A 3,905-nucleotide genomic window follows, 5' to 3' on the forward strand; every position below is an offset into this window, starting at 1 on the left:
GAGACAGCTCCGGCAAAGCCTTTACTTTGCAGCAAACAATTTAATCACTTTATTTACAATGAAAAAGACTGGTGTTTTTTATGGTTCCAGTACCGGAACCTGCGAAGAGTTGGCTAACCAGATAGCCGAAAAGTTGGGAGTTTCCTCCACCGACGTACATAGTGTTGACAAGATGACCGCCGATAAAATCAAGGAATATGAAGTGCTGGTTCTAGGTACCTCCACTTGGGGAGACGGCGAACTGCAGGACGACTGGTATGACGGCGTAAAGGTACTGAAGAGCGCCGACCTTTCCATGAAGTTCGTAGCCTTATTCGGTTGCGGCGACTCCGACTCCTACTGCGACACATTCTGCGACGGCATCGGAGTACTCTACGAGGACCTGAAGGATAGCGGGTGTACCTTCTTGGGCAACAAAGTCAGCACGGACGGGTATTCCTTCTCCTCTTCCATCGCCGTGGTAGACGGTGCATTCGTAGGACTTCCCCTCGACGAAGTGAACGAAAGTAACAAAACCGCCGAACGCATTGACGCCTGGACAGCCGAAATAAAAAGCAAGCTCTAGAAAAGAAACAGACCATCCGTTTACTTTAAACGGATGGTCTGCCTGCATCATGCAGATGATATCTTTTATCTGAACAGATAATGTGTTCTGCCATATCCGCAGGCACATTATCTTTTTTATGCTCTTATACGAACCAGCGAACGTAGCAGAAGTCCTGACGGTGAGGCAGGTCTGCATTCTTCGGGAACATACGGTAAGAAACCTTGAAGCTACCCGCATTTTCCATCTTGTGCTTAGCTTGGAAAGTATAAAGGTTACCTTCTTTCTTCACTACATTGAACGGTTCTACGGAGTAAACATGCTGTTTGCCATCCTGAGCCGTATAAGTAGTCACCAGTTCCAGACCGATAGCATCGTTCAAGCCCTTTTCGTCGATAACGTAAGTAATGGTGTATTCCTTACCGCTCTCGATGGAGCCTTTCACCAGGTCTTCGGTCTTTTCGCAAGACACCACTTCAATGCTGTCCCACTTCTCGGCAACTTCTTCCTTCCAGGCAGCTATTTCCTTAGCCTTGGCACAACCGTCGGCAGCCAGCATCTTGAAACGTTTGGCCTCCTTGATGTAGAACTTGTCGTAATAGTCGTCCAGCTGACGCTTCATTGTATAGTGGGGAGCAATCTGTGCGATGGAGTTCTTGATAGTCTTCACCCAACCTTCAGAATATCCCTTCTTGTTGCGTGCATAGAACAACGGCAGAATTTCTTGCTCAAGAATGCTGTAGATAGTAGCGGCATCGAGCTGGTCCTGATGTTCCTGGTTCTGGTAAGTACGCTTTTCGGTCAATGCCCAACCGGCACCTTCACGATAGCCTTCCAACCACCAGCCGTCGAGTACGGAGAAGTTTACAACACCGTTCATCAACGCCTTCTCGCCGGAAGTACCGGATGCTTCGAGCGGACGTGTCGGAGTGTTCAGCCAGATATCCACACCTGAAACGAGGCGACGTGCCAACTGCATGTCATAATTTTCCAGGAAGATAATCTTGCCCAGGAACTCCGGACGACGGGAAATCTCGATGATTCTCTTAATCAAGCCCTGGCCGGCACCATCGTGCGGGTGAGCCTTACCGGTAAAGAGGAACTGTACCGGATAGTCGGGGTTGTTCACAATCTTGGCCAGACGGTCGAGGTCGGTGAACAGCAAGTGTGCACGCTTGTAGGTAGCGAAACGGCGTCCGAAACCTATCAGCAGAGCGTTCGGATTGATTTTGTCCAGCAGGGAAACGATGCGTGAAGGGTCACCCTGGTTCTTCAACCAAGTTTCACGGTATTGCTTGCGAACATAGTCAATCAGTTTGTTCTTCATCACCATGCGCGTCTTCCAGATTTCTTCGTCGGACACGTTATAGATAGCCTCCCAAATCTTGGGGTTGGACTGGTCGTAGAGGAAGTTCTCATCAAAATGCGCAGCATAGAGATGTTTCCACTCCGTAGCGCTCCAAGTGGGGAAGTGTACACCGTTGGTAACGTAGCCCACATGGCTTTCTTCGGGGAAGTAACCCTTCCAGATGGAAGCGAACATCTCCTGGGAAACCTTTCCGTGCAGCCAGCTCACACCGTTCACCTCCTGAGAAGTGTTGCAAGCGAATACAGACATACAGAAACGTTCACCCTTGTCGCCCGGATTGTTACGTCCGAGGTCCATCAGGTCGTCCCAGCTGATACCCATTCTTGAAGGATAGCCGCCCATGTACTTGCCGAAAAGGCCTTCGTCGAAGTAGTCGTGACCGGCAGGAACCGGAGTATGTACAGTATAGAGAGAAGAAGCACGTACCAGCTCGATAGCCTGGTCGTAAGTCAGACCTTCGGCCACGTAGTCACAGATGCGCTGTACGTTGATTAAAGCAGCATGTCCTTCGTTGCAGTGATAGATATCTTTCTTGATGCCCAGCTTCTTCAGCGTCAGAATACCACCGATACCGAGCAGGATTTCCTGCTTCAAGCGGTTTTCCCAGTCACCGCCATACAGCTGGTGAGTGATGGAACGGTCGAACTCGCTGTTCATTTCATTGTCAGTATCAAGCAGATAGAGAGAGATACGTCCAACGTTCACTCTCCACACATAAGCATGCACGTAGTAGTCCAGATAAGGAACATCCACTACCATCTGCTCGCCCTTCTCATCCAATACACGGTCGATGGGCAACTGGCCAAAGTTCTGTGCCTCGTAATTGGCAATCTGCTGGCCGTCCATAGACAATGTTTGTGTAAAGTAACCGTAGCGGTACAGGAAACCGATTGCACACAAGTCGGCGTTGCTATCGGAAGCTTCTTTCAGGTAGTCACCGGCAAGTACACCCAGACCGCCGGAATATATCTTAAGTACATGGCTCAAACCATACTCCATACTGAAATAAGCCACGGACGGGCGCTTGCTGTCAGGCTTCACATCCATGTATGTGCGGAACTTGGAGTATACGTCATCCATTCTGCGCAGAATAACTTTGTCATTTGCGAGTGCCTCGAGTTTAGCATAACTCATACGTTCCAGCAGAAGTACGGGGTTCTGTCCCACTTCTTTCCAGAGAGCAGGGTCAAGGTCTCTGAACAGTTCGGTGGCTTCATAATTCCATGCCCACCAGATGTTATGTGCCAGTTCAGACAGTTTCTCCAGTTCGGCGGGAATGTGCGATTTCACATTCACATCTTTCCAGTTAGGAGTGTTTACATTACTAACTTTAATCTTCATTGTATGATAACTAATTGATTAATAATTCTTTTATTTTAGTTGACGCTTCATGGCATTGCGCAGTGCAATGTCGTAAGCCTCGTAATAATATTGTATAAAGTGCTTCCACAAAGCCTGCTCTGCCACCTGGCCTGCACGCTTGCGTATTTCCTTGATTTCGGCTTCCGTCTTGGTAGAGAACAAGGCTACGGTGTCCTTGATGCCGTCTGCCACTTCGGAATAGTTATAGTCCGAACGGTGCAGCACTTCCACTCCGTCGTTTATGCCATGCTGGTTTTTCAGGCTGTTCACCCAAAGTCCGAAACCGGCAAGGTCGGTGGTGATGGTAGGCACCCGGAAAGCCACGCTCTCCAGCGGGGTATATCCCCACGGTTCATAATAGGACGGATAGACACTGAGGTCCTCGCCTAAAATCAAGTCATAATAATGCTTGTTGAGGATGCCATCGTGACCATCCTGATAGCAAGGTACAAAAATTACTTTCACCTTATCTTCGGGACGATTGCCCATACCGAGGTATTTCAGCATATCCAGCACCTGGTCGTGCGTCATATTGTGCAGCCAGTGGGTGATGAAAGGACACTGCAACGGTTCGGTGAACTTATCTTTGCTCTTCAAGCGCTTCTGCAAGTCCTCGCGGGGGTCTCCCAC

The 3,905-nt window shown here is 49.2% G+C and carries 3 protein-coding genes; 1 reads left to right on the forward strand and 2 read right to left on the reverse strand.

Annotation, left to right across the window (positions count from 1 at the left end; all coding sequences use genetic code 11):
- Window positions 1-58: 58 nt before the first annotated feature.
- Window positions 59-565 carry a flavodoxin FldA gene (gene fldA, locus ABUA47_RS23575; protein ID WP_005827403.1) on the forward strand — a complete coding sequence of 169 codons (507 nt, stop codon included), beginning with the start codon at window positions 59-61 and terminating at the stop codon, window positions 563-565.
- Window positions 566-689: 124 nt separating this feature from the next.
- Here the strand turns inward: fldA and ABUA47_RS23580 are convergent, their stop codons facing one another.
- Both ABUA47_RS23580 and ABUA47_RS23585 read right to left on the reverse strand, forming a co-directional pair.
- Window positions 690-3,254 (reverse strand): glycosyltransferase family 1 protein, encoded by a 2,565-nt coding sequence (locus ABUA47_RS23580; RefSeq protein ID WP_005827401.1) that lies wholly within the window; start codon window positions 3,252-3,254, stop codon window positions 690-692.
- A gap of 30 nt (window positions 3,255-3,284) precedes the next feature.
- Window positions 3,285-3,905 (reverse strand): glycosyltransferase (locus ABUA47_RS23585; RefSeq protein WP_349832159.1); only part of this gene is annotated, 621 nt, incomplete at its 5' end.

It is taken from the genome of Bacteroides sp. RTP31139st1_H2_RTP31139_211217, assembly GCF_040227615.1.
In the GTDB taxonomy this organism is placed as follows: Bacteria; Bacteroidota; Bacteroidia; order Bacteroidales; family Bacteroidaceae; genus Bacteroides; species Bacteroides uniformis.

Excerpts from the sequence above, each read along its gene's own strand:
- fldA (WP_005827403.1), top strand. The coding sequence starts at position 59 with ATGAAAAAGACTGGTGTTTTTTATGGTTCCAGTACCGGAACCTGCGAA.
- ABUA47_RS23580 (WP_005827401.1), bottom strand. The coding sequence starts at position 3,254 with ATGAAGATTAAAGTTAGTAATGTAAACACTCCTAACTGGAAAGATGTG.